The organism is Burkholderia sp. AU32262 (assembly GCF_020419985.1).
GTDB lineage: Bacteria > Pseudomonadota > Gammaproteobacteria > Burkholderiales > Burkholderiaceae > Burkholderia > Burkholderia semiarida.
Genome location: NZ_JAIZRS010000003.1, coordinates 119864 through 144786, shown reverse-complemented (window position 1 = coordinate 144786; position 24923 = coordinate 119864). Strand labels below are relative to the sequence as shown.

Here is a 24923-nt window from a genome sequence, read left to right as displayed (position 1 = left end):
TGCTATCCTTGGTGATCCTGTTCGCCCGGCCCCGCCGGTCCGAGGTTCCGACGCCCGCTTCATGCTCCATCTTTTCTATTCGAACCGTCACGAAACGCTGGCCGACGCGCTGCTCGAGGATCTGGCCGCGTTCCCGGCCCGTAACGGCCCGTGGGCGCCGCAACAGGTCATCGTGCCGAGCGCGGCGCTGCGCCGCCGCCTCGAGCTCGACATCGCCGCGCGCAACGGCGTGTGCGCGAACGTCGAGTTCACGTATCTCGCGCAGTGGCTGTGGGCGCAGATCGGCCGCGTGCTGGCGGTGCCCGCGCGTTCGCCGTTCGCGCCCGACCGGCTCGTGTGGCGCTGCTACCGGCTGTTCGCGCAGGCGGCAGGCGACGCGCCGTGGCTCGCGTCGCCGCGGCTGGCCGCGTATCTGTCGGCCTCCGACGATGCGATGCGCTACGAGCTGGCCCATCGCGTCGCGGCCGTGCTCGATCACTACCTGACCTACCGCCCCGAATGGCTGGCCGCGTGGCAGGCCGGCGAGTCGGTGCTCGCGGGCGACGCCGCGCCGCGCGGGATCAGCGACGCCGCGCGCGACGACGAGCGCTGGCAGGCCGCGCTGTGGCGCGCGCTGCTCGCCGAGCTGAGCGACAGCGGCACGCCGCCGGCGCACCGTTTCCTCGTCGAGGCGCGCCATCTCGATGCCGATACGGTCGCGCGCGCCGACTGGCCCGAATCGGTCAGCGTGTTCGCGCTGCCGACGATGCCTCCGCTGCACGTCGCGCTGCTGCGCGAACTGTCGCGCTGGATCGACGTGCGCGTCTACGCGCTGAACCCGTGCCGCGAATTCTGGTTCGACATCGTGACCGCCGCGCACGCCGAGGCGCTCGATGCGGCCGGGCGGCGCGACTACCAGGAAGTCGGCCATCCGCTGCTCGCCGAATGGGGCAGGCAGACGCAGGCGCAACTGCACATGCTGCACGAGCTGACTGAAAGCGCGGCGTCGGGCGATGCGTCGCGTTTCGTCGAGAATCCCGCACCGACGTGGCTCGCGCGCGTGCAGAACGCGATCCTCGAACTGCAGCCGGAGGCCGACATCGGCGGCACGCCGCTCGAGCGCGGGATCGAGGTGCATGTGTGCCACAGCCTCGCGCGCCAGCTCGAGGTGCTGCACGACCGGCTGCTCGCGTGGTTCGACGCCGATGCGAGCCTGCAGCCGTCCGACGTGCTCGTCGCGGTCGCCGATCTTGCCGCGGCCGGGCCGTTGATCGACGCGGTGTTCGGCACCGCAGGCGCCGGCGGCGCGCGGGTGCCGTACCGGATCACCGGCCTGCCGCCGTCGCAGGCGAACCCGGTCGCGCGCGTGCTGCTCGACTGGCTCGCGTTGCCCGAGCGGCAGGTCGGCGCGCCGGAGCTGGTCGAATGGCTGCGCGTGGATGCGGTGGCCGCGCGCTACGACATCGACGCGGCCGCGCTCGAAACGGTGCAGACCTGGCTCGCGGCCGCCGGCGCACGGCGCGGGCTGTCGCCGCGCGCGAGCGACGACGCGGCCGTGCCCGCGCCGCGCCATACGTTTTCCGATGCGCTCGCGCGGCTCTTTCTCGGCTATGCGATGCCCGAAGGCGCGGCGCCGATCGGCGCATGGCTGCCGATCGAGGCGGCCACGGGCAGCGAGGCCGAACTGCTCGGCCGGCTCGCACGCTTCACCGACGATCTCGACGGCTTCGCGCGGCGGCTCGCGCAGTCGCACACGCCGCGCGGCTGGAGCGAGCTGTTCGCCGACACGCTCGCGCGCTTCTTCGATTCGGGCGCCGCGTATGCCGACGCGCTGGCCGGCGTGCGCGACGCGCTCGACGCGATGCTGGCCGCGATGACGGAAGGCGCGCCCGACGAGGCGCTGCCCGCGGCCGTCGTCCGCGCGGGGCTCACCGCGGCGCTCGACGATCCGGCCCGCGGCGGGGTGCCGTGGGGCGGCGTCACGTTCTCGTCGCTCACGAGCTTGCGCGGGCTGCCGTATCGCATCGTTTGCCTGCTCGGGATGGACGACGGCGTGCTGCCGAGCCTCGCGCGCGCGGACGAGTTCGACCTGATGGCCGTGCTGCCGAAGCTGGGCGACCGGCAGCGCCGCGACGACGAGCGCAATCTGTTTCTCGACCTGCTGCTGGCTGCCCGCGACCGGTTGCTGATCGCCTATACGGGCCGCAGCATCCGCGACAATGCGCCGTTGCCGCCCGCGGCGCTCGTCGACGAGTTACTCGATCATCTGGCGATCGTCACGGCGGGGCCCGGCGCCGCACCGGATGCGGTCGATGCCGCGCGGCGCGCGTTCATCGTCGAGCATCCGCTGCAGCCGTTCGCGGCCGCGTATTTCCAGCCCGGCAGCGAACTCGTTTCGTACGACGCCGAGCGGGCGACGCTTGCGTCGCTGCTGGCCGCCGAAGCGTCGCGCGGCGGGCCGCGCGAGCAGCCGTTCTTCGCGCAGCCGCTGCCGGCCGAGCCGGTCGAGCCCGTCGCGTTCAGCGAATTCGAACGTTTCTGGCGGCATCCGGCGCGCGCGTTGCTGCGCGGCCGGCTCGGCATCGTGCTGGCGGACGCGCAGGCCGAACTGCTCGATACCGAGCCGTTCGCGCTGGACTTTGCCGGCAGCGACGCGCTTGCCGAGCGCGTGCTGCCGCTCCTGATCGAAGCGGGCGAGGGCGGCGTGCACGATCACGCGCTGCGCATCGCGGACGCGAGCCCCGAACTGCCCGGCGGCGCGACGGGCGCGGTGTGGCGCGACCAGGCGCTCGGCTCGATGACGCAGCTTGCGTCGAACGTGCGCGGTGCGCTGGCCGGCGGCATCGAGCGGCGGCCGTTCTCGCTCGCCGTCGTGCCGAAATGGCCCGACACCGAGCAGGCGCTGTTCGGCGCCGACGACGCGATGCTGGCGGCCGACGCGGTGAGCGCGGCGCTCGAGTTGCACGGCACGCTGAACCGGTTGACACCGGCCGGCCAGGTCATCTACCGCTATGCGCGGCCGAGCGCGCGCGACTACCTGTCCGCATGGCTCGCGCATCTCGTCTACTGCGCGATCGAGCCGGGCGGCCCGTGCCGCACGCTGTGGTTCGGCAGCGGCGGCGCGTTCGAGCTGACGCCCGTCGCGGCGCCGCTCGAACGGCTCGCGCCGCTGGCCGCGCTGTTCCGCGCGGGGCGGCGCATGCCGCTGCGGTTTTTCCCGCGCAGTGCATGGGCGCGGGTGTCCGACGGCGAGGCCAAGGCCGCGAGCGTGTGGATCAACGAGCGGGTCGTGAGCGAAGCCGACGATCCGGCCATCGCGATCGCGTGGCGCGGCGCGCATCCGTCGCTCGACGAGCCGTTCGGCACGCTCGCGCGGCTCGTGTTCGAGCCGCTCGTCGAGCATCTGAAGGAGGTCGCATGAGCGCCGGGGCGCAGCAGCAGGCGCTCGAACTGGACGTATTCGCGTGCCCGCTCGACGGCGTCAACCAGATCGAGGCGTCGGCCGGCACCGGCAAGACCTGGAATATCTGCGCGTTGTACGTGCGCCTGCTGCTCGAAAAGGATCTCGGCGCGGACGAGATCCTCGTCGTGACGTTCACGAAAGCGGCGACGGCCGAGTTGCACGAGCGGATTCGCGGCCGGCTCGCGCAGCTCGCGCATGCGCTCGACACGGGCGACGACGGCGGCGATCCGTTCATCGCGCGCCTGCTGGAGACCACGCTCGGCGACGACGGCGCGCTCGATCCCGAGACGGCCGTGAAGCGGATCCGGCGTGCGCTGCGCGCGTTCGACCAGGCGGCGATCCATACGATCCACGCGTTCTGCCAGCGCGCGCTGCAGGAAGCGCCGTTCGCGGCGGCGATGCCGTTCGCGTTCGACATGGAGGCCGACGATGCGTCGCTGCGCTTCGAACTCGCGGCGGATTTCTGGCGCACGCGTGTCGAACCGGCGGCCGCGCGCTGGCCGGGCTTCGCGACGTGGCTCGTCGAATCGGGCGCCGGCCCGGCCGCGCTCGATGCGCAGCTCGCACGCCGGCTGAAGAAGCCGCTTGCCGCGCTGCGCTGGGATGGCGTGACCGAGCCGGACGAATCGGCCGAAGCGGCCGCGGCCGAATGCTTCGCGGAGGCCGCGCGGATGTGGGCGGCCGAGCGCGACGCGATCGATGCGCTGCTGCGCGCCGCGCAGCCCGCGCTCAATCAGCGCTCGCACAAGCCCGACGCGCTCGCCGATGCGCTCGCCGCGTGGGCGGCGCATTTCGCGCAGGGCGACGCGACGGCCGCGCTGCCGAAAGCCGCGCTGAAGCTCACGCAAACCGCACTGACCAAGGCGACGAAAAAAGGCGGTGCGACGCCCGCCCACGCGTTCTTCGACGTGGCCGACGCGCTCGAGGCCGCCGTGGCCGCGGCCGAGGCCACGCAGCGCGCGCGCTGGCTCGCGCTGATCGCCGAATGGCTCGACATGGCGCCGCGCGAGCTGGCCGAGCGCAAGCGCACGCGGCGCGTCGTGTCGTTCGACGATCTGCTCGCGAACCTGTATCACGCGCTGCACGCGCATCCGTGGCTCGCCGAGGCGCTGCGCGCACGCTATCCGGCCGCGCTGATCGACGAGTTTCAGGATACCGATCCGCTGCAGTTCGCGATCTTCGACCGGATCTTCGCGCCGGGCGGCCCGCTGTTCCTCGTCGGCGATCCGAAGCAGGCGATCTACAGTTTCCGCGCGGCCGATCTGCATACCTATCTCGCCGCGCGCGCACGGGCGAGCGCGTGCTACACGCTCGCGGTCAACCAGCGCTCGACGCCCGCGATCGTCGACGCGTGCAACCGCTTGTTCATGTCGAATCCGCGCGCGTTCGTGCTCGACGGGCTCGACTATTACGCGGTGCGCGCCGGCACGCGCGTGCGTGCGCCGTTCGTCGACGAAACCGATCCGGGCCCTGCCGGCGATTTCCGGGTGTGGGCGCTGCCGGGCGGCGAACGCACGCTGCTCAAGCGCGATGCGCAGGCGCAGGCCGCCCAGGCGTGCGCGGCCGAGATCGCGCGGCTGATGCGCGGCGCGCGTGAAGGGCGCGTGCGGTTGGGAGACACGCCGTTGTCGCCGGGCGACATCGCGGTGCTCGTGCAGACGCACCGGCAGGGCAGCCTCGTGAAGCGCGTGCTCGCGACGTGGGGCATCGGCAGCGTCGAGCTGGCGCAGGCGTCGGTGTTCTCGACCGGCGATGCCGAGCAGCTCGAACGCGTGCTGGCGGCGATCGATGCGCCGGGCGACCTGCGGCGCCTGCGCGCGGCGCTCGCGTCCGACTGGTTCGGGCTCGATGCCGGCGCGCTGTGGCGTATGGAGCAGGGCGACGGCGGTGCGCCACCCGGCGCGCCGGCGGCCGACGGTGCCGACGCGATGAGCTGGGTCGAGCGCTTCTCGCGGTATCGGCTGCTGTGGCGCGAACGCGGTTTCGCGGTGATGTGGCGCACGTTCACGCGCGAGCTGCGGATCGCCGAGCGGCTGATGGCCGGTGCGGACGGCGAGCGCCGCGTGACCGACATCAACCATCTGGCCGAGTTGACGCAGGCCCGTGCATCCGCGCAGCCGGGCATCGCGCCGACGCTGCGCTGGCTCGCCGCGCAACGGCTCGACGGCGGCGGCGAGGAAGCGCAACTGCGGCTCGAATCCGATCGCAATCTCGTGCAGATCGTCACGGTGCACAAGTCGAAGGGGCTCGAATACGCGATCGTGTTCTGTCCGTTCCTGAACGACGGCGGGCTGCGCGAGCCGCCGTCGTCCGCGTTGCCCGATGCGCGCGAGTATCACGACGAGGCGGGCGATGCGGTGCTGCATTACGGATGCGACGACGAAGCGGCCGCGCACGCGGCGCGGCAGGCGCTGCGCGAGCAGGCCGCGGAACGCGCGCGGCTCGTCTACGTGGCGCTCACGCGCGCGGTCTATCGCTGCTATGTCGTCGCCGGGCCCTACCTGTCGTCGCGCTCGACGCGCGAAGCGCGGCGCAGCGTGCTCAACTGGCTCGTCGCGGGGGCCGGTCATGCGTTCGATGCGTGGCTCGACGAGCCGCCCGACGAAGCCGCGCTCGACGCGGCGTGGCACGCGCTCGCGGGCGGCCCCGTGAGCGTCGCGCCGCTGCCGGTGCCTGCGCGCCGCGAGCGTCTCGAAGCCGGGCACGACGCGTCGCAGACGCTCGCGGCGCGCCATGCGACACGCGTGCTGCGCGATGCGTGGCGGATGGCGAGCTTCAGCTCGCTGACCGCGTCGATGGCGCGGGAGGAGGTGGTGGGCGTCGCGGCCGTGCCCGACGACGAACTGCGGCCCGATCACGATGCGCTTGCGGCGGTGACGCCCGACGGCGAACCGATACTGGCCGATACGGCCGCGGCCGGCCCGCCGGACGACGACATCCTCATGTTCCCGCGCGGCGCGGCGGCCGGCGAATGCCTGCACCGCCTGTTCGAGCTCAGCCGGTTCACCGAGCCCGAATCGTGGCACACCGCCGCGCTCGGCGCGCTGCACGACCGGCCGGTCGAGGCCGAGCCGGAGCTTGCGGCGCGCCTGCCGGCGATGATGGCGCGGCTCGTCGACGACGTCGTGCACACCGAGCTCGTGCCGGGCATGCGGCTTGCCGATCTCGATCCGGCGAAGCGGCTCGACGAAATGGGCTTCCTGTTTCCGGCGCCGTCGCTCGATCTGACGGCGCTACGCCGGCTGCTGGTCGCGCACGGCTATCCGGACGTTGCACTGGAGGCGGGCACGCTCGCCGGTTTCATCAAGGGTTTCATCGACATGATCGTCGAACACGACGGCCGTTTCTGGATCGTCGACTGGAAGTCGAATTACCTCGGCACGACGCCGGATGCCTACGGCCCGCGCGCGCTCGACGTCGCGATGGCCGATCACGCGTATCACCTGCAGGCGCTGCTCTATACGGTCGCGCTGCACCGTTACCTGCGTGGCCGCCTGCCCGATTACGACTACGACACGCACATCGCCGGTTACCTGTACCTGTTCGTGCGCGGCGTGCGGCCCGGCTGGCGCAGCGGCGGCGAGCCGGCCGGCGTGCATGCGCGGCGGCCCGCGCGCGCGCTCGTCGACGCACTCGACCGGATGATGGAAGGGAGCCGCGCATGACCGCGTCCGACGACATGCTCGAATTCACCGGCGGCCTCGTCGCGCGGCTGCCCGAGCCGGCCGATTTCGGCATCGCGCTCGCGGAAGGCTTCGCGCGCCGCATCGGCGACCTCGCGCGGCGTGCCGGTGCGCCGCCCGCATCGGCACGCTGGGCGGCGCGCGCCGCGTTCGCGACGAGCCGCGCGACCGCCGGCGGCCACGTGTGCGTCGCGCTTGGCGCGCTCGCGCAGCGCTACGAAGCGCCGCTCGACGAGGTCCGTGCGGCGCTGGCCGCAAGCGGCGTGGTCGCGTTCGGCACGCTCGCGCGCGGCGACGAGCGGCCGCTGATCGTCGACCGGCTCGATCACCTGTACCTGTCGCGCTATTTCGATTACGAACGGCGGCTCGCCGATGCGCTCGTCGCGCAGGCCGGCGTCGCCGCGCCGGACGAACGCCTGTCGCCCGACCGGTTGCGCGACAGTCTCGCCCGTTACTTCGGGCCCGCCACCGGCGAAGTCGACTGGCAGCGCGTCGCGGCGATCGTCGCGCTGACGGGCCGCGTGACGATCGTCAGCGGCGGGCCGGGCACGGGCAAGACGACGACCGTCGTCGGCGTGCTCGCCTGTCTGCTCGACGCGCACCCGGGGCTGCGCATCGCGCTGGCCGCACCGACCGGCAAGGCCGCACAGCGGATGCAGGAGGCGCTGCACGCGCGCGCCGGCGATCTGCCGCCGGAACTCGCCGCGCGCCTGCCCGACACGTCGTACACACTGCATCGGCTGCTGGGCGGCGGTGGAGCAGGCGGTTTCCGGCATCATCGCGACAATCCGTTGCCGTACGATCTGATCGTCGTCGACGAGGCGTCGATGATCGACGTCGCGCTCGCCGCGCATCTGCTCGACGCGCTCGCGCCGGGCGCGCGGCTCGTGTTGCTGGGCGACAAGGATCAACTGGCCGCGGTCGAGGCCGGCGCCGTATTCGCGGAGCTGAGCGCGCGGCCCGCGTTCACGGCCGCGGCGCGCGCGCGCATCGCGCAGGCGCTGGGCATCGACGAGGCGGCGTTCGTCGCGGCGTTGCCGGTGCCGGACGAAGCCGCGCCGGCCGCGGTTCCGGCCGCGCATCCGGTTTCCGCTTCCGCCCGGGCTTCGGCGTCGCCATCGGCGTCCGTACCCGTTTCACGCAAGCCGGCGGCTCGGCCGAAAGTCGATGCGCGACAGGCGTCGCTCTTCGACGACGAACCGCAGGACGACGAAGCGTCGTCGCCCGGCATCGCGCCGCCACCCAGCGCGGAGTCGGCACCGGCCGATGCCGGCGTACCGGACGGCACTGCGCCCGCCTGGATCGAGGCCGACGAACTCGCGTGGCTCGACACCGTCGAGCTGCCGCCGTTCGACACGGCCGATGCGGTGCTCGCATCGGTGACGGCCGCCGCATCGCCATTGACCGGCGAAGCCGTCGCCGCGTCCGCCGGCACGTCCGCTCCGGCACCGCTCGCGGATTGCGTCGTGTGGCTCGAACGCAATTACCGGTTCGGTCTCGATTCGCCGATCGGGCGGCTGTCGCTCGCGATCCGCCGCGGCGACGTGCAGGCGGCGCTCGATGCGCTGCCTGCCGACGACTCGGCCGCCGCGTCGTTTCATGACGATGCGGGCGACACGCTGGCGTCGTCGACGGTCGAGCGGCTCGCGCGGCGCTTCGGCGCCTATCTCGACGCATTGCGCGACGCGTTGGCCGCGCCGGTGCCCGATCCGCTGCCGCTGTTCGACGCGCTCAACCGGTTCCGGATTCTGTGCGCGACCCGCGGCGGCTCGCGCGGCGCGGAACACGTCAATGCGCTGGTGGCCGCGCACGTACGGCACGCGGCGCGCGTGCCGCTCGCGGTCGGCGCGCACTGGTTCACCGGGCGGCCGATCATGGTCACGCGCAACGACTATGCGCTGGGGCTGTTCAACGGCGACATCGGCATTGCGCTGCCCGACGCGCACGGCGTGCTGCGCGTGTGGTTCCGGCGCGCGGACGGCACCGTGCGCGCGGTGTCGCCGGCCGCGTTGCCGCCGCACGAGACGGCGTTCGCGCTGACGGTGCACAAATCGCAGGGCTCGGAATTCGACGAGGCGGCGCTCGTGCTGCCCGCGTCGTTCGGCCGCGTGCTCACGCGCGAGCTCGTTTATACGGCCGTCACGCGCGCCCGCACGCGCGTGCAGGTGATCGGGCCGCGGCGCGTGCTGGCGCAGGCAGTCGCGACGCGCACGCAGCGCGATTCGGGGCTCGCGGCCCGCATCGACGAGGCGCTCGCCCGGCGCCGCATGGAGGTTTCGCGATGATGATCCGCTACACGCTCGATCCGGCCGAGGTCGAATGGACCGCCGTGCGCGCGCAGGGCGCGGGCGGGCAGAACGTGAACAAGGTGTCGAGCGCGATTCATCTGCGCTTCGACATCCGCGCGTCGTCGCTGCCGCCGGTGCTCAAGGAGCGGCTTCTCGCGCTGTCCGACCAGCGCATCACGCGCGACGGCATCGTCGTGATCAAGTCGCAGGAATATCGGACGCAGGAGAAGAACCGCGAGGCGGCGCTCGCGCGGCTCGATACGCTGATCGGCAGCGTCGCGTACACGCCGCGTGCGCGGGTCGCGACGCGACCGACGCGTGCGTCGAAAGAACGGCGGCTCGAACACAAGTCGCGCCGCAGCGTGGTGAAGTCGGGGCGAGGGAAGGTGGTCGACTGACGAACGACGGGCCGGTGCTCGTCGCGAGCGAAGGTCCGCCGCGCGCGGCCCGTTAGCGCATCACGGTTCCGGCGCTGTCGAGCACGAAATCGACGCAGAACACGACGAGCCGGCTCTGCGCGCGGATCGCGACGGCGGCCGTATAGCAGTCGCGGCCTTCCGTCAGCGAAAAGTGCGGGCCCATCAGCGCGACGCGCCCGGGGGCGGCGATCGCGCGCTGGAAATACGGGCGTCGCGACCAGTTGCTGTGGGTCTCCGGGAACAACGGGGCGAGGCGGGTCGCGCTCGCCTGACTATCGTCGAGCGGGGCGCCGATCGACGGCAGGAACTGTTCGCCCGTCTCGTCCGTGACGAACACGCGACGCGCGGCAGGCACCGCGAATACGCGTTGTGCGGCGTCCTGCAGGTTGCCGCTCGCCGAAAACGCGGCCGCGCCGCCGAGCACGAGGCGTTCGATCGCGTCGAAGCCCGGCTGCCCGGCGGCCACCGGCGTGTGCCGGCGGGCGATGAAGCGCCGCCACGCGGCGTCGAGCATCGCGGGCGCCGCCGCGCTCGCGTGCGCGATCGATGCATCGGGCTGACCGAACCGGAAACCCTGCACGAAATCGATGTCGGCTTCCATCAGCGCCTGCAACGCGTCGTCGCTTTCCACGCCTTCGGCCAGCACCATCGCGCCGGCCTGGTGCAGCATCGACACGAGGTGATGCATGATGCGGCGGTCCTCGGCCGAGCTGGTCGAACGCTCGACGAGCGAGCGGTCGAGCTTCACGATGTCGGGTCGCGCCCGCCACACGCGGTCGAAGTTCGAGAAGCCGGTGCCGAAATCGTCGATCGCGATCAGGAAATCGCGATGCTGGATCATGTCGATCGTGCGGGCGAGCGCGGCTTCGTCGCGCGCCGGCTGCTCGACCACTTCCAGCACGATGCGGTTCGGCGGCAGCGCGAAATGCCGGCATAGCGCCTCGACGAACTCGCGCTGTACGAGGCCCGTATCGAGTACGCGCGGCGTCACGTTCAGGAACAGCCAGCCATCGCCGATGCCCTGCGCGACGAAGTTGGCCGTGTGCAGGCAGCGCGCGAGCCGGTCGAGCAGCAGCGCGTCGGCGTCGCCGCGCGTCTTGTCGAGCAGGGCGGTGGGCGACGCCAGCGCGCCGTTCCCGTCGACGACGCGCAGCAGCGCCTCGTAGCCGACGACGCGCTTGTGCGTGATCGACAGCACGGGCTGGAACACGCTGCGCAAGGTCGTGGTGCGATAGGTGGCGAGCCAGCCGTGGGGTGTCGGCGTGAGGCGTTCGAGCAGGGCGTCGAGCGACAGGTCGCGGGTGGGCTTCATGTCAACGGTGCCCAGGCGGGGGCGGCGGGGCGTCGACACTCCGCCACGCCGATGCAGCCGCATGCGCAGGCGGACGCGAAAGAACGTGGGGCATCGAGACTGCCTTCTGCGGATAAGTGTCCCGAGTGTAACGGGATTGCCGCGGCGCGCGTATCAGGGTAACTCCAGACGCAAACGCTACATCGCGATTCCGGCACGCGGGCGGCGGCGCGGCCGGGGGCGCCGCATGCGTGCGTACGGTGCATGATCGTCGCGAAACGAAGCGCGCCGCGGCCGCGGGCGAGCATCCCGCGACAGGGCGTGATCGTGCGTCGTTGCCGCCCGATACGGGAAATCCCGGCGGCCGGCCGCCGCTGTCAGACGAATGAGACGAATGCCGCGCGCCGCGGTGCGATCGGCGGCATGTCGGCCAACCCGCGGCGCGCCGTCATCGGCATTGCCGCGCGGCGGCCACTGGGCCGCGGCCAGCGGGCGGCCTGCGACGGTCCGTGCGCGCCCGGCGTGCCGATCGTCAGGCCGCTTCGCCGCCGCGGGGCCGGACGCCGGGAATCCGCTTGATCACGCCGGTCGCGAGCGCGGTGCCGACGAGCACGATCGCGCAGCCTTCGATCATCACGGCCGACACGTGTTCGCCGAGGAACAGCGCGCCCCACAGCAGGCCGAACACGGGGATCACGAACGTCACGGTAATCGCGCGGGCGGGCCCGATGTGCGCGATCAGGTAGAAGAAGATGAAATAGGCGATGCCCGTGCACGCGACGCCGAGCGCGAGCACCGCGCCCCATGCGTGCACGCCGATCGGCGCGGCCGGCCACGTCGCGATCGCGAAAGGCAGCAGCAGCACGGTCGAGCCGATCATGCTGCCCGCTGCGTTGACGAGCGGATCGACGCCGCCGAGGTTGCGTTTCGTATAGTTGGCCGCGACGCCGTACAGCAGCGTCGCGCCGAGTGCTGCCGCCGCGGCGAGCGCGGTCGCGCCGGCGCCCGTGTCGCCGTGCGCGGTCGCGATCTGGTTCCACACGAGCGTGAGTACGCCGGCGAACCCGATGACGAGGCCGAGCGCGCGCGGCAGCGACAGCTTGTCCTTCAGCCACAGATAAGCGACGAGCGCGCCCCACAGCGGCGTCGTCGCGTTGATCACCGACGTCACGCCGGCCGACAGCGTCAACTCGGCGAACGCGAACAGGCAGAACGGGATGCCGGAATTCAGCGCGCCGACGACGAACAGCGGCCATGCATGACGGCGCAACCGGGTGCCGAGATCGGCCGGTTTGAAGCGCGTCAGCGCGAAGCCCGCGAGAAACAGCGCGCCGATGCCCACGCGCAGCGCCATCAGCGGCGCGACGCCGAAATCGACCACGCCGATCCGGATGAACAGGAAGGACGCGCCCCACAGGGCGGCGAGCACGGTCAGCAGGAAAGCGTTTTTGGGCGACATCGATCGGGGAGGGCGGGGACGGGATGCGAGGATCTTACACCGCGTTACCACACCGTCGTTTCACGATCGGATGAAACGACAAGAAACGGGAACGTCGCCGGTCGTGCCCGGCGGCGGGCGGCCACGCGCGGCGCGGCCGATCAGCGATGACGCCAGCCGCCGCGTCCGCCGAAGCCGAAATTGAGCGACAGTGCCGGGCCCCAATAGCCGCCCCACGCCGGCCCATACGCAGGCGCCGGATAGTAGTAGGCGGGGGCCGGATCGACATACACGGGCGCGGGCTGTACCGGCGCCGGCGCCGCCGTGTAATAGCCTCCGGGATAGTAGGCGTACGGGTAATAGCAGCCGGCAAGCGTCGCGCAGGCAAGCGCCGCGGCGACGAAGGTCCTGTTCATGATGTGTCTCCGGCGCAGCCGGCTATCGGCAGATACCTGAAGCTTAGGCCGAGTACCGATGACACGGTATGAGAAACGGTAACCGATCATTTCCGGTCCGCGGCCACGCTCCGCGGCGCTACATGCAAAAACGGCGCGTCCGCGGTGCGGAAGCGCCGTTGAGCCGATCGGCCGTGGCCGGATGACGCCCGGCCGGCCGGAGTCGGGCTGCTTACTTGCCGATCTGGTTACCGATGATGCCGCCGGCCGCCGCGCCGCCCAGCGTCGACAGCGCGTTGCCGCCGATCGCCGCGCCGGCGACGCCGCCGACACCCGCACCGATTGCCGTATCGCGCTGACGCCGCGACATCGAATCGCAGGCCGACAAGCTGGCCACTGTCGCGACGAGGAGCGCGCATACCCCAAAACGCCGAATCGAATTCATGATCGTTGTCCTTGTGGTAGTGAACGGAGGGCGCGCGACCGGCCGGCGGCCGCGCATGTCCCCAATCTACGCGCCGTCCCGCGGCGCTGCTGTAAGGACTTGTTAAGGCTCGCGCGGTTTCGTAATCAATTGTTTCCCCTGCGCCGGCAGGCACGCGGCATGCGCAAAAAAGCCCGCTCGAAAGCGGGCTTCGCGCGGCGCGATGCGAGCGGTGCGGCTCGCCGCGCGCTTACTGGCGGTGGTAGATCTCGGCGCCGGTCTTCACGAACTCGACTGCCTTGACCTCCATCCCCTTCTTCAGCGCTTCGGCTTCCGACACGCCTTGCTGCGCCGCGAACTCGCGCACGTCCTGCGTGATCTTCATCGAGCAGAAGTGCGGGCCGCACATCGAGCAGAAGTGCGCGACCTTCGCCGAATCCTTCGGCAGCGTCTCGTCGTGGAATTCGCGCGCCTTGTCCGGGTCGAGACCGATGTTGAACTGGTCTTCCCAGCGGAATTCGAAGCGGGCCTTCGACAGCGCGTTGTCGCGCACCTGCGCGCCCGGATGACCCTTGGCGAGGTCTGCGGCGTGCGCGGCGAGCTTGTACGTGATGATGCCTTCCTTCACGTCGTCCTTGTTCGGCAGGCCGAGGTGTTCCTTCGGCGTCACGTAGCACAGCATCGCGGTGCCGAACCAGCCGATCATCGCGGCGCCGATGCCCGACGTGATGTGGTCGTAGCCCGGCGCGATGTCGGTGGTCAGCGGCCCGAGCGTGTAGAACGGCGCTTCCTTGCACCAGTCGAGCTGGAGATCCATGTTCTCCTTGATCAACTGCATCGGCACGTGGCCGGGGCCTTCGATCATCACCTGCACGTCGTGCTTCCACGCGATCTGCGTGAGCTCGCCGAGCGTCTTCAGTTCGCCGAGCTGCGCTTCGTCGTTCGCGTCGTAGATCGAGCCGGGGCGCAGGCCGTCGCCGAGCGAGAAGCTCACGTCGTACGCCTTCATGATCTCGCAGATCTCTTCGAAGTGTTCGTACAGGAAGCTTTCCTTGTGATGCGCGAGGCACCACTTCGCCATGATCGAGCCGCCGCGCGACACGATGCCCGTCATCCGGTTCGCGGTGAGCGGCACGTACTGCAGGCGCACGCCCGCGTGGATCGTGAAGTAGTCGACGCCTTGCTCGGCCTGTTCGATCAGCGTGTCGCGGAAGATTTCCCAGGTCAGGTCCTCGGCCTTGCCGTTGACCTTTTCGAGCGCCTGGTAGATCGGCACCGTGCCGATCGGCACCGGGCTGTTGCGGATGATCCATTCGCGCGTTTCATGGATGTGCTTGCCGGTCGACAGATCCATCACCGTGTCGCCGCCCCAGCGGATCGCCCACGTCATCTTGTCGACTTCCTCGCCGATCGACGACGTGACGGCCGAGTTGCCGATGTTCGCGTTGATCTTCACGAGGAAGTTGCGGCCGATGATCATCGGCTCGGATTCCGGGTGGTTGATGTTCGCGGGGATGATCGCGCGGCCGCGCGCGACTTCGTCGCGCACGAATTCCGGCGTGATCTCGGCCAGCGCGTTCGCGCCGAAGGCCGCGGCGCCGAACGCCTGGCCCGGATGCTGGCGGCCCATCATCGCGGCGAGTTTCGCGCCGTTCGGGCCGCTCGACTTCAGGCTCTCGATGTATTCGGCGCGGCGCTGGTTCTCGCGGATCGCGATGTATTCCATTTCCGGCGTGATGATGCCCTGACGCGCGTAGTGCATCTGCGTGACGTTCTTGCCGGGCTGCGCGCGGCGCGGGTTGCGGTGCAGGCCGGGGAAACGCAGGTCGGCGGTGGCCGGGTCGGCCGCGCGCTCGAGGCCGTACCGGCTCGACAGGCCGGGGAGCACTTCGGTGTCGCCGCGCGCTTCGATCCAGCGCTGACGCAGTGCGGGCAGGCCCGCGCGGATGTCGATCTTCGCGTCCGGATCGGTGTACGGGCCCGACGTGTCGTACACGTAGATCGGCGGATTCTTCTCGCCGCCGAAGCCGGTCGGCGTGTCGGCCTGCGTGATCTCGCGCATCGGCACGCGGATGTCGGGTTGCGAGCCGGTGACATACACCTTGCGCGAATTGGGCAGCGGGGCGACGGCGGCGGCGTCGACGTGGGCGTCGGCAGACAGAAACTTCGGATTGGCGTTCATGCAATCTCCTGTGCGGGCGCCGGACAGGCGCTTCGGCGCTTGCCCGGAGCCCTTGACGAATGTGGGGCTCGAGCTAAGCAGGAGACAAGGCTTGGTGAGGCGGCGGGTTTCGTCAGAGGGATGGCGGCGAAATCCGTACGCTTCCCTGCGCTGGCATTATCCAGATCAGGTTCAAAGGGTATTTCTCACCCGCAATGCCGGTTGTTTGACCGAACGCATTGCAGGACCCCCGCGTTAGCAGCGCACACGATACACCGGCTTGGCGGCGGTTTCAACCGGATGCGGCGCGGATGGCGCCGGGCGATGGCCGGATCGCGGCCGCTGGTGCGCGCACGCTGCGCCGCAGCAAGCGCTGCGGTCGAACCGCGATGCAGGGCCGTACAGAACGGCCGAGCGGGGCAGTAGTCCGTTCCCTTTTTTCAGGCGCAAAAAAATTTTCGTCATCGCTGTCATTTCCGTCCGCGTGCTCCGTCTATTCGGCTCCTTAACCCATGTATCGGAGAGATGTCATGAAAAAAGTATTCGTCGCCACCTGTATCGCCGCACTTGCCACGATCGCAACGGGGGCCTACGCGCAGAACGATGCGATGTCGAAGGACGGCATGTCGATGTCGAAGGACGCGATGGGCCACGACGCGATGTCGAAGGACGGCATGAAGAAGGACGGCATGAAGAAGGACGGCATGAAGAAGCAGGCGATGAAGAAGGACGCGATGGGTCACGATTCGATGAAGAAGGACGCGATGGGCCACGATTCGATGAAGAAGGACGACGCGATGAAGAAGGACGCCATGAGCCCGTCGAACTAACGAATGCGTGCGGGGCGCGGCCGGCCGGTCACGGGCGCGCGTCGCGTCCCGCCACATCATCCCGGGAGTATTCATCATGCAAACGGTCCCTGTCACGGATCGCGCGAGTGCGCCGCCGCCCGCGCCGACGATCCATCCGCGGTGGGTGCGCGCGAGCCACTGGCTCAACGCGCTCGCGGCGATCCTGATGGCGTTGTCCGGCTGGCGTATCTATGACGCGTCGCCGATCTATCCGTCGTTCACGTTCGCGCACGGCATCACGCTCGGCGGCTGGCTTGGCGGTGCGCTGCAATGGCATTTCGCGGCGATGTGGCTGCTGGTCGGCAACGGGCTGTTCTACCTCGCGATGGCGATCGCGACGGGACGCTTCGCACGCAAGCTGCTGCCCGTGACGCCGGCGTCGGTGTGGCGCGACGTGCGCGCCGCGCTCGGCGGGCGGCTGTCGCACGACGACCTGAGCGTCTACAACTCGGTGCAACGTGCCGCGTATCTGACCGCGATCGTCGATCTCGTCGTCTTGGTGCTGTCGGGGCTCGCGATCTGGAAATCGGTACAGTTCCCGCTGTTGCGCGAGTTGTTCGGCGGTTACGACAATGCGCGCATCGTGCATTTCTGGGCGATGTCGCTGCTGGTCGCGTTCGTCGTCGTCCATGTCGCGATGGCGTTGCTCGTGCCGCGCTCGCTGCTCGCGATGCTGCGCGGCCGCTGACCCGCTTCGCGGGCGAAGGAAATTATCATGTCGGAATCCGAAAAAAAACGCGGCGAGCCGCGCTGGACGCTTGACCGGAAGTCGCTCGAGCTCGACGTGCGCCGCGAACTCGAGATGCCGTCGCGACGGCTCTTCAACCGGCGCGTGCTGACGCTCGGCGGCCTCGCGATGCTGACCGGCTGCACGCTGCAGGACGACGCGTCGGTCAACACGTTCCTCGAGAAAGTGTCGCGCATGAACGATCGCGTGCAGGCGTGGCTGTTCAACCCGAACCAGCTCGCGCCGACCTACACCGAGGCCGACATCACGCGCCCGTTCCCGTTCAACGCGTACTACGGGATCGACGAAGTGCGGCACGTCGACGAGTCGACGTATCGGCTCGTGCTGTCGGGCCGCGTGACGGGCAAGCGCGTATGGACGCTCGACGAGCTTCGCGCACTGCCGCACGCGGAACAGATCACGCGCCATATCTGCGTGGAAGGGTGGAGCGCGATCGGCCGCTGGGGCGGCACGCCGTTCGGCGCATTCCTCGCGCGCGCCGGCGCGGACACACACGCGAAATACGTGGGCTTCAAGTGCGCGGACGACTACTACGAAAGCATCGACATGCCGACCGCGCTGCATCCACAGACGCTGCTCGCGTTCGAATACGACGGCCGCCAGCTGCCGCCGGAGTACGGTTTCCCGATGAAGCTGCGGATGCCGACCAAGCTCGGCTACAAGAACCCGAAGCACATCATGGAAATCTTCGTGACCGATACGTTCCCGGGCGGCTACTGGGTAGATCAGGGCTACAACTGGTTCGGCGGATCGTGACGTGGGCCGCATCGCGCGATGGACTGGCGACTTATCTCGAAAAAGATCGGTAAAGATCGAATTTCATGGCGTTAATGAGGATCGTAATTTAGTACTTGTACGATTGTTTGCCGAATACGTCGAATTTTATAATTTTCTCGTCGCGCCGATCTCCTCGCGGGAGATCGGCGTCAATTGACGTATGTATCTGGCAGCAGCGGAATTTAACCTATTCGCTATTCGAATCGCGAATGACAGGTCGAGTAACGCTGGTCGCGCACGGTGTGATGCGTGTGCGGCTGCGCCTTCCTTTTTCCTATTCGCGGTGAGTCGATTAGCATGAATCTTGTATTTTTTCGGCGTGGTTTGCCGTTGGGAGCATTTTGTCTGCTGGCGGGTTTGACGTTGTCGGCCTGCGGCGGTGACGATTCGTCCGAGGTCGTGCAGATCGAGGACGCGAGCCCGCGTCCGGAGCCGGGCGACGTCGAACTGGCCGATCCGGCGCCCACGCTGCCCGAGGAGGTGCCCGGCGAGCCGCCGCCGGTTGTGCCGCCGCCGGTTGTGCCGCCGCCGGTTGTGCCGCCGCCGGTTGTGCCGCCGCCGGTTGTGCCGCCGCCGGTTGTGCCGCCGCCGGTTGTGCCGCCGCCGGTTGTGCCTCCGCCGGTCGAGCCTCCGCCGGTCGAGCCTCCGCCGGTCGAGCCTCCGCCGGTCGAACCACCCCCAATCGAACCGCCGCCAGCACCCATCGACACGAGCTTCGCCATCCGCAACCTCGCGCAAGGCGGTGAGCGTTGCCTCACGATGTCGACTGTCGATGGCGTGTCCGTCGGGTTCGCGGCCTGTTCGGGATCGGACGCGCAGCGCTGGCGGATGGAGCGGGCCAACAACGAGAACTTCAGGGTGAAGAACGTGCTGGCCGCATCGCAGAGCCGCGACGTCTGCCTGCGTGCGGCGCCTGCCGCGCCGGGCGCGGTGAGCATGTCGTCGTGCGGCGGCGCCGATTACCCGACGACGCGGCTGTGGCGTGCGGCGATGCTCGATCCGAACGGCGCGTTCACGATGCTGAACAAGCACTGGGCCGATACGAACAAAGGCACCGCGCTGCAGGCGACGGAGGACGCGCTCGCGATGCTGCCCGAGGCTGGCCAGCCCGCCGCACGCTGGACCTACGAAGGTGAAGTGCCGACCCTGATGCGCAGGGTCGGCGGCACCGATCGCGTGTTGCTGATAACGGGCCGCTTTACGGGCCAGACGGCGAATCCCGCCGAGCCGATCCGCAAGGCGGTATTCGGTGACGGCGACGATTTTTCGTCGCTCGCGCACTACCTCAAGCTGGCATCGCGCGGCAAGTTCGGGATCGAAGGCACGATGCTGACCGACGTGGATCTCGGCGATTTCCCCAAGGGGTGCGATTCGGTCGCCATTCGCGCGCAGGCGAAGGCCGCGGCGAAGGCGCGCGGCGTCGATGCCGGCAAGTTCAACTTGTTGTTCGTCGATTTCCCGTCGAACCGCGAATGCAGATTTTCAGGTCTGGCCGGGAGCCCGGGCGCGTGGATCCTGTCGAACGGCTCCGGGCATGGGTACTGGATGTGGACGCACGAGTTCGGGCACGGGCTCGGCGTACACCACCCCGATTCGCTGCAACACTGCCCGGTCAAGGATGGCGCCGTCGTGATCGGCAACGGCTGCGTGACGGGCGGCATCGACGATCCGACCGATACCGTGGGCGGTGGCGGCCGGCGGATGTATCCCGTCGATTACCAGTTGTTTACCGGCTGGCTTTCCGAGGAGGACGTGCCCGCCATCGTCAAGCCCGGCACGTATCGCCTCGCGCCGTTGTGGAGCACGCTGCCGGGCAAGCAGGGCTACCGGCTGCCGCGTGGGGACGGCTCGGCGCTGGTGCTCGAATTCCGCCGTCCGCAGCTCGACGCAGGCAAGCGCGGCACGTTCGAGGACTGGCCGGACACGTCGCCGTTCGTCAACGGCGTGACGGTGCGGATCATGCGCCACCCGAACACCGTGAGCATCAAGAACACCCTCGTCGATGCGACGCCCGGCAGCGCGGACGGCATGAAGGACGCGCCGCTGATGCCGGGCAAGTCGATCGTCGATACGGTGTCCGGACGCCGGATCACCGTGCTGTCGGCCGACGAGAGCGGCGCGGTCGTGCAGGTCGAACTGGCGCGGTAGACGGGAAGGGCTCGCGGCACGCCAGGTGTCGCGCCGAAACGTCACTCCCGATCCTTTCGGATAGGTCTGACGATGCTTTCGAATCCTTGATGCCATAATGCCGAGCGTGCGCAACCGAAAACGGTTGCGCGCGTTTTTTTGTCCCTCTGCCGCCGCTTGCCGGTTCTTTTTCGTCGCCGTTCGCACTGCCATGTCGTTCCGCACGTTTGCTCTGCCTTCCCGGTTCCGCCTGGACCGTTTGCCGGCATTGCCGGCGTCTTTCCGCGGAGCACGCGACGCGACGTGCGGGCGGGCAGCGCAATGACACCGCTCGACCGCCTTCTCGATTTCCTCGCCCGATTTTCGTTCCGGATCCGCCTGCCCCAAAGCCGCGGCGGTCGCGTGGCGCTGGCGCTCGTCTTCATCTATTTCGTCTGGGGCTCGACTTACAGCGGGCTGCATTTCGCGCTGCAGTCGTTTCCGCCGCTGCTGCTGTCGGGGCTGCGCAACCTGCTCGGTGGGGTCGGCCTGTTCATCTTCGCGCTGCGGCGCAAGCCCGAATGGCCGACGCTGCTGGAAATCCGCAACTCGGCGATCGTCGGCACGATGCTCGTCGCGCTGTCGTCCGGCACGATCGCGCTCGGCATGCGCACGGTCAGCAGCGGGTCGGCCGCGGTGATGGTGGCCACGGTGCCGCTGTTCGCGACCGTGATCGCGGCGGTCGCCGGGCGGCCGGTGGCGAAGGGCGAATGGGCGGCCGTCGCGCTCGGGATGGTCGGCATCGTCGTGCTGAATTCGGGCGGCGCGGCCGCCGCGAACTCGGCGCTCGGCACGATCTGCGTGCTGGCCGGCGCACTGTTCTGGGCGGGCGGCGCGCATCTCGCGACGCGGCTCAAGCTGCCGTCCGACCTGTTCCTGTCGACGTCGCTGCAGATCGGCCTCGGCGGGCTGATGTCGACGATCGTCGCGTGGCTGTTGGGCGAACGCGTCGAACAACTGGCCGTCGGGTCGGTGTTCGCGTTCGTGTACCTGATGGTGTTCTGCACGATGGCCGCGTACGTCGCGTACGGTTATCTGATCCGCCATACGAGCCCGATCATCGCGAGCAGCTGCATGTATGTGAACCCGATCGTCGCGGTTGCGCTCGGTGCGCTGCTGCTTGGCGAACCGGTGACGATGGCGACCGTCGTCGCGACCGTCGCGATTCTCGGCAGCGTCGGGTTGTCGTTCGTGTTCGATCCGGCGCGTCGGCCCGCGGCTGCGACGGCCACCGCCTCGGCCGCCACTTCACCGGCCGCACCGGCCGCGGCGATGGAGCAGGCGCTCACAAGCGATGCTTCGCCGCCGTCCGAGCCGATGGCGACACCCGATCCGGCGCCGATTCTCGCGCCTTCGGCCGTCCCGTTGGCGGTACCGACGCCTGCCGCGGTCATGGATCCCGGCGCGGTGATCGACCCGGCCCCGGCGTTCGCGCCGCCGCCCGCCGCCGCCGAGCCGGCCGCCGCGCGCACCGACGCGTGACGCCGCCGTAGCCGCAGCAGCCGCAGCCGATCCCGCTCAGCCGCGCCGGCCGCCGCGATGGTGGGACCAGCCGGCGAGCGCGGCAAACAGCAGGCCGGCCGCGCACATGCCGGTCCAGCCGAACGCGCGCCATGCGGCGACGCCGGCCGACGAGCCGAGCGCGCCGCCGATGAAGTAGCACACCATGTACACCGTGTTCACGCGGCTGCGCGCGTCGGGCTTCAGCGCATAGATGCGCGACTGGTTCGAGATCTGCGCGGCCTGCACGCCCACGTCGAGCACGATCACGCCGATCACGAGCCCGACGAGGCTCGACCCCGACAGCGCGAAGATCACGAACGACAGCGCGAGCAGCGCGATCGCGAGCGAGATGATCGCGCGCGGGCCGCGCGTGTCCGCGAAGCGGCCCGCATACGGCGCGGCGAGCGCGCCCGCGGCGCCGACGATCCCGAACAATCCGGCTGCCTGCGGGCCGAGATGGAACGGCGCGCCGGCGAGCAGCAGCGTGAGCACGGGCCAGAATGCGCTGAACGCCGCGAACAGCGCGGCGCCCGTCAGCGATGCCTCGCGCAGCCCGCGCAATTCGACGGCCAGATGCCACATCGAGCCGAGCAGCTTGCCGTACGACAGCGTCGACGTCGGCGAGCTGCGCGGCAGCCGCAGCACGATCACGACGGCGAGCGCGACGAGCGCCGCGACCGAGGCGGCGAACACCGCACGCCAGCCGAAATACTCTGCGACGAAGCCGGCGGCGGTACGCGCGAGCAGGATGCCGAGCAGCAGGCCGCTCATCACGGTGCCGACCGCGTGGCCGCGTTCGGCCGGCGGCGCGATTTCGGCGGCGAACGGCACGGCCTGCTGCGCGATGGTCGCGAGGATGCCGATCGCGAGGCTCGCGACCGCGAGCACGGCCAGCGACGGCGCGGCGGCCGCCACGATCAGCGCGATCGACAGCCCGGCGATCTGCAGCAGGATCAGCCCGCGGCGATCGAAACGGTCGCCGAGCGGCGCGAGCAGGAACATGCCGGCCGCATAGCCGAGCTGCGTCGCGGTCGGCACCGCGCCGATCCATGACGCGCCGTCCGGAAAGGTCGCACGGAAGCTGTCGAGCAGCGGCTGGTTGTAGTAGATGTTCGCGACCGACACGCCCGCGATCGTCGCGAGCAGCAACAGCAGGCTGCGCGAGTAGTGGGGCGAGGCGGCGTCGGTCGGACGGTCGGTGGAGGCGGTGGACATGGCGGCGGCAACGGAGTGGGGCGGCGCGGCAGGCGGCGCACGCGTCGGATGCGTCGGCAGGCCGGGCGCCGGTCGAGGCTGCCGATCATACCGGAGCGACGCGAATCCTGCCGGCGGCAAGCCGGCGCGACGGGCCGGCCGTCGCCCGTCACCGCGCTTCACATCGGTCAGTCGACCAGCTCGCCCGTCGGCTCGTAGAACGGATACGGCCCCGCGCCTTCGTCGATATACACGTGATGCGACGTCATCCCCGTATCGGGCGCATGACGGTGGACCGCGAACGCCGGCGGTTCGAGCCGGAACGCGGACGGCGCGTCGGCCCGCAGGTCGAACGCGACCTGGTGCGCGGGCGACGGCACCGCGGCCGCGAGCGTGCCGCCGAAGCGCGTGAACATCGTGCGGTGCACGTGGCCGCACAGCACGCGCTCGACGTTGGGATGCGCGCGCAGCAGCGCATCGAGTTTCGCGGCGGCGGTGGGCGCTAGACGCAGCTTGTCCATGTGGCCGATGCCCGACACGAACGGCGGGTGATGCAGCGCGACGATCACCGGCTGCGCGCGCGCGGCGTCGAGCTGCGCGGCGAGCCACGCGAGCCGCGCGTCGCACAGGTCGCCGTGGCTCGCGCCCGGCACCTGCGAATCGAGCGCGAGCACGCGCACCGCGCCGACGTCGAGCGCGTACTGCACGAATTCGCCGTCCTGCAACTCGGCGCGATCGGCGAACGCGCGGCGCAGACCGGCACGGTCGTCATGATTGCCGATCATCAGGTAGTACGGCATCTCGAGTGCCGCGAGCAGCTCGCGCAGGTTGCCGTACTCTTCATCGTGGCCGAAGTCGGTCAGGTCGCCGGTGACGAGCACGGCGTCGGGGCGCGGCACGAGTGCGTTCAGCTTCGCGATGCAGCGCGCGAGCGCGGCCGCGGTGTCGACGCGCCGGTACGCGAGCTGGCCCGGCCGCTTGATGTGGAGATCGCTGATTTGAGCAAGCAGCATCGTCGTTCCTCGGAATCGTCTGGTTGTTGTCGCGGCGGCGTGCGCCGTCGTGGGGGGCTGCATGCATGATGCCCGATCGGCGGCTTACGCGCCGAGCGCGATCAGGCCTTCCGGCGCGATCGTGAGACCGACCGCCGTGCCGCGCGCGAGCGCGATGCGGCCCGGTACGTCGATCACGAGCGCGTCGGGCGCCGCATGCTCGATCGTGAGCCGCGTGCGCTCGCCGAGGAACGCGCATGCGCCGACCGCCCCGCGCAGCGGCGCGTGCGCGGGATCGGCGAGTTGCGCGTCCTCGGGGCGGAAGAACCATTCGTCGGCCGCATGCGGCGTGACGATCGCGCCGCCCGTCGTTGCGAGCGCCCCGTCGCGCCACTGGCCCGCCAGCCGGTTCAGCGTGCCGATGAAGTGCGCGACCGTGCGGTTCGCGGGGTGGTAGTAGATCTCGCGCGGCGTGCCGATCTGCTCGATGCGGCCCGCGCCCATCACGACGATCCGGTCGCCGAGCTCCATCGCCTCGGCCTGATCGTGCGTCACGTAGACGGTCGTCACGCCGAGCGCGCGCAGCAGCGCGTTCATGTCGCGGCGCAGCACGTCGCGCAGCTTCGCGTCGAGCGCGGTCAGCGGTTCGTCGAGCAGCAGCACGCGCGGCCGCACCGCGAGCGCACGCGCCAGCGCGACGCGCTGACGCTGGCCGCCCGACAGTTGATCGACCGGTTTGTCCGCATGCGCGTCGAGCCGCATCATCGCGAGCAGTTCGTCGACGCGTTCGCGCAACGCGCGCGGCTCGGTCTTGCGGATCTTCAGCCCGTAGCCGACGTTGCCGCGCACCGTCAGGTTCGGAAACAGCGCGTAGTTCTGGAACACCATGCCGACTTGCCGGCGCTCGATCGGCAGCGCGGTCACGTCGTCGTCGCCGAACGCGATCGTGCCGCCGGCGTCCGGCGTGTCGAGGCCCGCGATCAGGCGCAGCGTGGTCGTCTTGCCGCAGCCGGACGGCCCGAGCAGCACGAGCGTTTCCCCGGCGCCGATCGACAGGTCGAGCGGCTCGAGCACGCGTGTGCCGCGGAACGTCTTCGCGCAGCCGGTCAGGGTGATGGGCGTGGAATCGAGTTTCATGGAATCGGTAAAGT

At 70.0% G+C, this 24923-nt stretch carries 18 protein-coding genes and 1 riboswitch; of the genes, 9 read left to right on the top strand and 9 right to left on the bottom strand.

Translation table 11 applies throughout. The features are described 5' to 3' along the window. The first annotated feature begins 61 nt into the window (after positions 1-61). Genes recC through arfB form a run of 4 tightly spaced genes read left to right on the top strand, consistent with a single transcriptional unit; the run spans position 62 to position 9811 of the window. The gene (recC, locus tag LGN10_RS04190) at positions 62-3400 is read left to right on the top strand and encodes an exodeoxyribonuclease V subunit gamma (protein ID WP_099316235.1); all 3339 of its coding nucleotides are present in this window, start codon (positions 62-64) and stop codon (positions 3398-3400) included. Next, positions 3397-7107: an exodeoxyribonuclease V subunit beta gene (gene recB, locus LGN10_RS04185; RefSeq protein WP_226221947.1), complete on the top strand. Its 3711-nt coding sequence runs from the start codon at positions 3397-3399 to the stop codon at positions 7105-7107. The genes recC and recB overlap by 4 nt, the downstream gene beginning before the upstream one ends. Next, the gene (locus LGN10_RS04180) at positions 7104-9410 is read left to right on the top strand and encodes an AAA family ATPase (RefSeq protein WP_226221945.1); all 2307 of its coding nucleotides are present in this window, start codon (positions 7104-7106) and stop codon (positions 9408-9410) included. Before recB ends, LGN10_RS04180 begins: the two co-directional genes overlap by 4 nt. Beyond that, a complete protein-coding gene (arfB, locus tag LGN10_RS04175; RefSeq protein WP_059573930.1) occupies positions 9407-9811 on the top strand; it encodes an alternative ribosome rescue aminoacyl-tRNA hydrolase ArfB in 405 nt (134 codons plus the stop codon). Before LGN10_RS04180 ends, arfB begins: the two co-directional genes overlap by 4 nt. A gap of 52 nt (positions 9812-9863) precedes the next feature. On the opposite strand, the gene LGN10_RS04170 is transcribed toward arfB, so the two are convergent. The 5 genes from LGN10_RS04170 to thiC all read right to left on the bottom strand — a co-directional run bounded on the left by LGN10_RS04170 (position 9864) and on the right by thiC (position 15562). Further along, positions 9864-11144, bottom strand: a complete 1281-nt coding sequence (locus LGN10_RS04170; protein WP_059573929.1) for an EAL domain-containing protein — start codon at positions 11142-11144, stop codon at positions 9864-9866. Between the two features lie 511 nt (positions 11145-11655). Further along, the gene (locus LGN10_RS04165; RefSeq protein WP_226221943.1) at positions 11656-12582 is read right to left on the bottom strand and encodes a DMT family transporter; all 927 of its coding nucleotides are present in this window, start codon (positions 12580-12582) and stop codon (positions 11656-11658) included. A gap of 140 nt (positions 12583-12722) precedes the next feature. Continuing rightward, positions 12723-12977 (bottom strand): hypothetical protein, encoded by a 255-nt coding sequence (locus tag LGN10_RS04160; protein ID WP_060965797.1) that lies wholly within the window; start codon positions 12975-12977, stop codon positions 12723-12725. A gap of 211 nt (positions 12978-13188) precedes the next feature. Further along, positions 13189-13401, bottom strand: a complete 213-nt coding sequence (locus tag LGN10_RS04155) for a glycine zipper 2TM domain-containing protein (RefSeq protein WP_059573926.1) — start codon at positions 13399-13401, stop codon at positions 13189-13191. Positions 13402-13630: 229 nt separating this feature from the next. Further along, a complete protein-coding gene (gene thiC / locus LGN10_RS04150; protein WP_059644103.1) occupies positions 13631-15562 on the bottom strand; it encodes a phosphomethylpyrimidine synthase ThiC in 1932 nt (643 codons plus the stop codon). A gap of 124 nt (positions 15563-15686) precedes the next feature. Continuing rightward, positions 15687-15803, bottom strand: a riboswitch (TPP riboswitch). A gap of 268 nt (positions 15804-16071) precedes the next feature. Between thiC and LGN10_RS04145 the strand changes: the two genes are divergently transcribed. The 3 genes from LGN10_RS04145 to LGN10_RS04135 all read left to right on the top strand — a co-directional run bounded on the left by LGN10_RS04145 (position 16072) and on the right by LGN10_RS04135 (position 17896). After that, positions 16072-16371 carry a pentapeptide MXKDX repeat protein gene (locus LGN10_RS04145; protein WP_226221941.1) on the top strand — a complete coding sequence of 100 codons (300 nt, stop codon included), beginning with the start codon at positions 16072-16074 and terminating at the stop codon, positions 16369-16371. 76 nt (positions 16372-16447) lie between these two features. Continuing rightward, on the top strand, positions 16448-17080 hold the full coding sequence (locus LGN10_RS04140; protein ID WP_226221939.1) for a cytochrome b/b6 domain-containing protein: 633 nt from the start codon (positions 16448-16450) through the stop codon (positions 17078-17080). A 27-nt stretch (positions 17081-17107) separates the two neighbouring features. After that, complete coding sequence (locus LGN10_RS04135) at positions 17108-17896, top strand: molybdopterin-dependent oxidoreductase (protein WP_226221938.1); 789 nt, start codon at positions 17108-17110, stop codon at positions 17894-17896. Positions 17897-18111: 215 nt separating this feature from the next. On the opposite strand, the gene LGN10_RS04130 is transcribed toward LGN10_RS04135, so the two are convergent. Beyond that, the gene (locus LGN10_RS04130) at positions 18112-18639 is read right to left on the bottom strand and encodes a hypothetical protein (RefSeq protein ID WP_226221936.1); all 528 of its coding nucleotides are present in this window, start codon (positions 18637-18639) and stop codon (positions 18112-18114) included. Between the two features lie 37 nt (positions 18640-18676). Between LGN10_RS04130 and LGN10_RS04125 the strand changes: the two genes are divergently transcribed. Continuing rightward, positions 18677-20065 (top strand): RICIN domain-containing protein, encoded by a 1389-nt coding sequence (locus LGN10_RS04125; RefSeq protein WP_185722996.1) that lies wholly within the window; start codon positions 18677-18679, stop codon positions 20063-20065. A 300-nt stretch (positions 20066-20365) separates the two neighbouring features. Further along, positions 20366-21565 (top strand): EamA family transporter, encoded by a 1200-nt coding sequence (locus tag LGN10_RS04120; RefSeq protein ID WP_226221934.1) that lies wholly within the window; start codon positions 20366-20368, stop codon positions 21563-21565. Positions 21566-21601: 36 nt separating this feature from the next. On the opposite strand, the gene LGN10_RS04115 is transcribed toward LGN10_RS04120, so the two are convergent. The 3 genes from LGN10_RS04115 to LGN10_RS04105 form a co-directional block, all read right to left on the bottom strand. Then, the gene (locus LGN10_RS04115; RefSeq protein WP_059573921.1) at positions 21602-22801 is read right to left on the bottom strand and encodes an MFS transporter; all 1200 of its coding nucleotides are present in this window, start codon (positions 22799-22801) and stop codon (positions 21602-21604) included. 167 nt (positions 22802-22968) lie between these two features. Beyond that, positions 22969-23793 carry a phosphodiesterase gene (locus LGN10_RS04110; protein ID WP_226221933.1) on the bottom strand — a complete coding sequence of 275 codons (825 nt, stop codon included), beginning with the start codon at positions 23791-23793 and terminating at the stop codon, positions 22969-22971. 84 nt (positions 23794-23877) lie between these two features. Further along, the gene (locus LGN10_RS04105) at positions 23878-24909 is read right to left on the bottom strand and encodes an ABC transporter ATP-binding protein (RefSeq protein WP_060313422.1); all 1032 of its coding nucleotides are present in this window, start codon (positions 24907-24909) and stop codon (positions 23878-23880) included. Between the last annotated feature and the right edge of the window lie 14 nt (positions 24910-24923).

Excerpts from the sequence above, each read along its gene's own strand:
- LGN10_RS04115 (WP_059573921.1), bottom strand. The coding sequence starts at position 22,801 with ATGTCCACCGCCTCCACCGACCGTCCGACCGACGCCGCCTCGCCCCAC.
- recB (WP_226221947.1), top strand. The coding sequence starts at position 3,397 with ATGAGCGCCGGGGCGCAGCAGCAGGCGCTCGAACTGGACGTATTCGCG.
- LGN10_RS04160 (WP_060965797.1), bottom strand. The coding sequence starts at position 12,977 with ATGAACAGGACCTTCGTCGCCGCGGCGCTTGCCTGCGCGACGCTTGCC.
- LGN10_RS04110 (WP_226221933.1), bottom strand. The coding sequence starts at position 23,793 with ATGCTGCTTGCTCAAATCAGCGATCTCCACATCAAGCGGCCGGGCCAG.
- LGN10_RS04180 (WP_226221945.1), top strand. The coding sequence starts at position 7,104 with ATGACCGCGTCCGACGACATGCTCGAATTCACCGGCGGCCTCGTCGCG.
- LGN10_RS04170 (WP_059573929.1), bottom strand. The coding sequence starts at position 11,144 with ATGAAGCCCACCCGCGACCTGTCGCTCGACGCCCTGCTCGAACGCCTC.
- arfB (WP_059573930.1), top strand. The coding sequence starts at position 9,407 with ATGATGATCCGCTACACGCTCGATCCGGCCGAGGTCGAATGGACCGCC.
- LGN10_RS04105 (WP_060313422.1), bottom strand. The coding sequence starts at position 24,909 with ATGAAACTCGATTCCACGCCCATCACCCTGACCGGCTGCGCGAAGACG.
- LGN10_RS04165 (WP_226221943.1), bottom strand. The coding sequence starts at position 12,582 with ATGTCGCCCAAAAACGCTTTCCTGCTGACCGTGCTCGCCGCCCTGTGG.
- LGN10_RS04135 (WP_226221938.1), top strand. The coding sequence starts at position 17,108 with ATGTCGGAATCCGAAAAAAAACGCGGCGAGCCGCGCTGGACGCTTGAC.
- LGN10_RS04120 (WP_226221934.1), top strand. The coding sequence starts at position 20,366 with ATGACACCGCTCGACCGCCTTCTCGATTTCCTCGCCCGATTTTCGTTC.
- recC (WP_099316235.1), top strand. The coding sequence starts at position 62 with ATGCTCCATCTTTTCTATTCGAACCGTCACGAAACGCTGGCCGACGCG.
- LGN10_RS04140 (WP_226221939.1), top strand. The coding sequence starts at position 16,448 with ATGCAAACGGTCCCTGTCACGGATCGCGCGAGTGCGCCGCCGCCCGCG.
- thiC (WP_059644103.1), bottom strand. The coding sequence starts at position 15,562 with ATGAACGCCAATCCGAAGTTTCTGTCTGCCGACGCCCACGTCGACGCC.
- LGN10_RS04155 (WP_059573926.1), bottom strand. The coding sequence starts at position 13,401 with ATGAATTCGATTCGGCGTTTTGGGGTATGCGCGCTCCTCGTCGCGACA.
- LGN10_RS04145 (WP_226221941.1), top strand. The coding sequence starts at position 16,072 with ATGAAAAAAGTATTCGTCGCCACCTGTATCGCCGCACTTGCCACGATC.
- LGN10_RS04130 (WP_226221936.1), bottom strand. The coding sequence starts at position 18,639 with ATGGCGAAGCTCGTGTCGATGGGTGCTGGCGGCGGTTCGATTGGGGGT.
- LGN10_RS04125 (WP_185722996.1), top strand. The coding sequence starts at position 18,677 with ATGTCGACTGTCGATGGCGTGTCCGTCGGGTTCGCGGCCTGTTCGGGA.